The sequence below is a fragment of the Dyadobacter sp. genome (assembly GCF_051859145.1).
Taxonomy (GTDB): domain Bacteria; phylum Bacteroidota; class Bacteroidia; order Cytophagales; family Spirosomataceae; genus Dyadobacter.
In genome coordinates this window covers 1-3,255 of record NZ_JBHYGF010000432.1, presented here as the reverse complement: position 1 = coordinate 3,255, position 3,255 = coordinate 1, and the positions used below count along the sequence as shown (strand labels likewise).

General features: G+C 47.1%; 4 protein-coding genes. 2 read left to right on the top strand and 2 right to left on the bottom strand.

The genetic code is table 11. The annotated features are described in order from the left end of the window. Together ACTIE6_RS21005 and ACTIE6_RS21000 are read right to left on the bottom strand one after the other, a co-directional pair. Positions 1-826 (bottom strand): MFS transporter (locus ACTIE6_RS21005; protein ID WP_439558500.1); only part of this gene is annotated, 826 nt, incomplete at its 3' end. Between the two features lie 132 nt (positions 827-958). Beyond that, a complete protein-coding gene (locus ACTIE6_RS21000) occupies positions 959-1,270 on the bottom strand; it encodes a hypothetical protein (RefSeq protein ID WP_439558499.1) in 312 nt (103 codons plus the stop codon). Between the two features lie 198 nt (positions 1,271-1,468). Here ACTIE6_RS21000 and ACTIE6_RS20995 point away from each other — a divergent pair, with 198 nt between their 5' ends. Continuing rightward, complete coding sequence (locus ACTIE6_RS20995; RefSeq protein WP_439558498.1) at positions 1,469-2,209, top strand: carbohydrate-binding family 9-like protein; 741 nt, start codon at positions 1,469-1,471, stop codon at positions 2,207-2,209. Positions 2,210-2,229: 20 nt separating this feature from the next. Then, positions 2,230-3,255: lactonase family protein (locus ACTIE6_RS20990; protein ID WP_439558497.1), on the top strand; the 1,026-nt coding region annotated here is incomplete at its 3' end.

The following is a 3,255-nucleotide window of genomic DNA, read 5'->3' as shown; positions in this document are numbered from 1 at the left end:
CCAGCTTACAGGTATTTTCAAGAAAAGACTGTGCATAAAACTGGCCGGTATACCAAACTACCCCCTGCCCCATTGTGGCACCAAACAATGCCAGCAGTACCATTTTGAAATTAGCTTTTTTCTGAAAACTCTCTTTCAACGGATTGGAGGACACTTTCCCCTCTGCCTTTAACTTGGTAAAAACAGGCGACTCGTGCATTTTCATGCGGATATAAATCGACACACCGACGAGCAGGATCGATACAAGGAAAGGAATGCGCCAGCCCCAGTCAGCAAATGCTTTCGCACCAAGCAGGTTTTTGGTCAGAACAATAACACCGAGTGAGAGAAAAAGGCCGAGGGTGGCGGTGGTTTGTATCCAGCTTGTAAAAAAGCCGCGTCTACCCACAGGCGCGTGTTCGGCCACATAAGTAGCTGCGCCGCCGTATTCACCGCCCAGTGCAAGCCCCTGAACAAGTCTGAGGATCAGTACCAGGATAGGCGCCGCGTAGCCAATGCTCGAATAAGAAGGGATAAGGCCGATCAGGAAGGTAGATCCGCCCATTAAAACCAGTGTAAGCAAAAACGTGTACTTACGTCCGATCAGATCACCCAGTCGCCCGAAAACCAATGCACCGAATGGACGTACAATAAAGCCAGCCGCGAAAATGGCCAGCGTGTTGATCAATGCGGAAGCACCGGCGTCGCTGGGAAACAGCTGCTGCCCGATAATAACTGCAAGACTGCCGAAAATGTAGAAATCATACCATTCGATTAATGTACCAAGTGAAGAAGCGGCGATTACCTGCGTAATGCTCTGTGTAACATTTGGGTTGTCGGAACGCATGGGTTTGGGAAAGGTGGAGAAAAAACAATTTAGCTGAATAAGGCACAACCCGCATTGCATTACTCATTTTCCAAAACAAAAGCCCTCAGGAGTTGATCCAAAGGGCTTTCTGTCTGTTCAGATTTGTTAATCCTAAATATCGTCATCGTCGTCGTCATCGAGCGAGATGATTTCGTCACCATCTTCGATAACTACTTCCCGATTTTCGATATCATCATCAAATTCATCTACAACGGTATCGTCCTCGTCTGTCAGATCTTCATCTTCATCCACATCTACGTATTCATCGTCTTCGTCATCCTCTCCTTTTCCACCGACAATATTCGGGTCTTCGGCAATCGGGGTTGAAGGCTGTGTATTTGTGGGATAATCCGGAAATACCGGCGGTTCAATAATTGGTTTGCTGGTATCCAGAATGGCTGGTTCTCCTCTTTGGCGTATCATGATTTTAAGAAGTTTAAGGTTCGTTAATGTTTTCCCTGTACATTAAATAATCATTCCAAAATCTTGAAATCCGGAATTAACCGGGACGAATTAATCCTGCGGCAGAGTTCGGTAATCGTTTGGTTAAATGTAAAAACCTAATGAAATTGGCCAAAAATAGTTACAGTTCTTTCCTGCTTTCCAGCTCCTAAACTTTTAATGATGTTGAAAAAAATCTTCACTGCCTGCCTGCTGCTGGCTTGCATGTACACCCGCATTACCGCATCCGCAGCAATTCCCGATTCTACATTAATCATCAAAAAAACGACCGACTTCAAAGTGAATGGCGAGGGCACCGCGCGCAACTGGGATTCGGCAAAATGGTTTGACATTACCGTGCAGAAAGGTCCCGGCCAGCGCAGTCCAGGCAAACAGTTTCCTACGAAGGTTAAGATCATGTACTCTGAAAAAGGCATTTATTTCCTGTTCGACTGCACCGACCAGAAGCTCACCGCCACGATCATGGAAGATTACGGTATGCTGTTCAAGGAAGATGTGGTGGAGGTTTTTCTGTGGCCGGACACCTCGGTACCCATTTATTTTGAGTACGAAGTATCCCCATTAAACTACGAATTACCGATCCTGATCCCGAACCTGAATGGAAAGATGCAGGGCTGGAAACCCTGGATTTATAATGATACTAACCGCACCCAGCACGAAACCAGCGCACAAGGCGGACAAAAGAAAAGTATGGCCGCTGTGGAAGGTTGGAAAGCCGAGTTTTTCATCCCCTACGCATTGATGAACCCCATTGTACCTTCTATACCCAAATCGGGCACCAGGTGGCGGGGCAATTTTTACCGCATTGATTACGATTCGGAAACCGCCTATTATTCCTGGCAAAAAACGGGCGGCAGCTTTCACGAATTCGAGAAGTTCGGCACGTTAATTTTTGAATAAAACTGAAACCTATTAACCTGATGAAATCACTCATTCTGACAATTTCCTGCCTGATCATCGCTATGTCTTCATTTGCACAATCCAAAAAAGAGATCTTGTACCTGGGCACTTATACCCAAAAAGGCGAAGGTATTTACGTGTATGAGCTGGATAGAAGCAATATGTCCTTCAAAGAATTGCAGGTGGTAACCAGCAAAACCAGCCCGTCATTCCTGGAATTTCATCCCAACAAAAAATTCCTGTACGCCGCCAATGAAGGGACCGGCTCCGTTACCGCATACGCCATTGATTCCAAAACCGGTAAGCTGACTGCATTAAATACACAGCCGACACACGGAAATGGCCCCTGCCACGTAGGTGTAGATCCGAAGGGACGTTTTGTTTACTTATCCAACTACGGCAGCGGGGATCTGGCGGTGTACCGACTTAATCAGGACGGTAGTCTGGGCGCACTCGCGGATACTATTCAGGACAAAGGCGGAGAAGGTCAGAAGCCGCACATGCATTCCATGATTCCTTCTGCTGACGGAAATTTCGTTTATGCGTCAGACCTGGGCATTGACAAAATTATGGTGTACGCTGTGGACCCGAAAACGGGTAAGCTCACGCCCGCAGCTGTTCCTTATGCCGAGGTGAAAAAAGGCGACGGCCCGCGGCATTTTGCAATCCATCCCAACGGGAACTTTGGCTATTCGGCTGGCGAACTCGGTTCGGTTGTCAACTCTTTCAAAATTGTTAAAAACTCTGGTGCACTGGTTCCATTGGAGCGGGTACCGATGCTACCCGGCGATTTTTCGGAAAAAAGCTTTGCGGCGGATATCCATTTTTCTCCCGACGGAAAATTCCTGTACGCATCTAATCGCGGACATGAAAGTCTGGCTATTTACAGTGTGAATGCGAGTACCGGAAAACTGACGCCAGCTGGTCACGCCGACACGCATGGAAAGCACCCGCGCAATTTCCTGATCGATGAAAAAGGTGATTTCGTAATCGTTACGAACCGCGACAATGACAATGCGGTATTCTTTAAAAGGGATAAAGCTACC

Excerpts from the sequence above, each read along its gene's own strand:
- ACTIE6_RS21000 (WP_439558499.1), bottom strand. The coding sequence starts at position 1,270 with ATGATACGCCAAAGAGGAGAACCAGCCATTCTGGATACCAGCAAACCA.
- ACTIE6_RS20995 (WP_439558498.1), top strand. The coding sequence starts at position 1,469 with ATGATGTTGAAAAAAATCTTCACTGCCTGCCTGCTGCTGGCTTGCATG.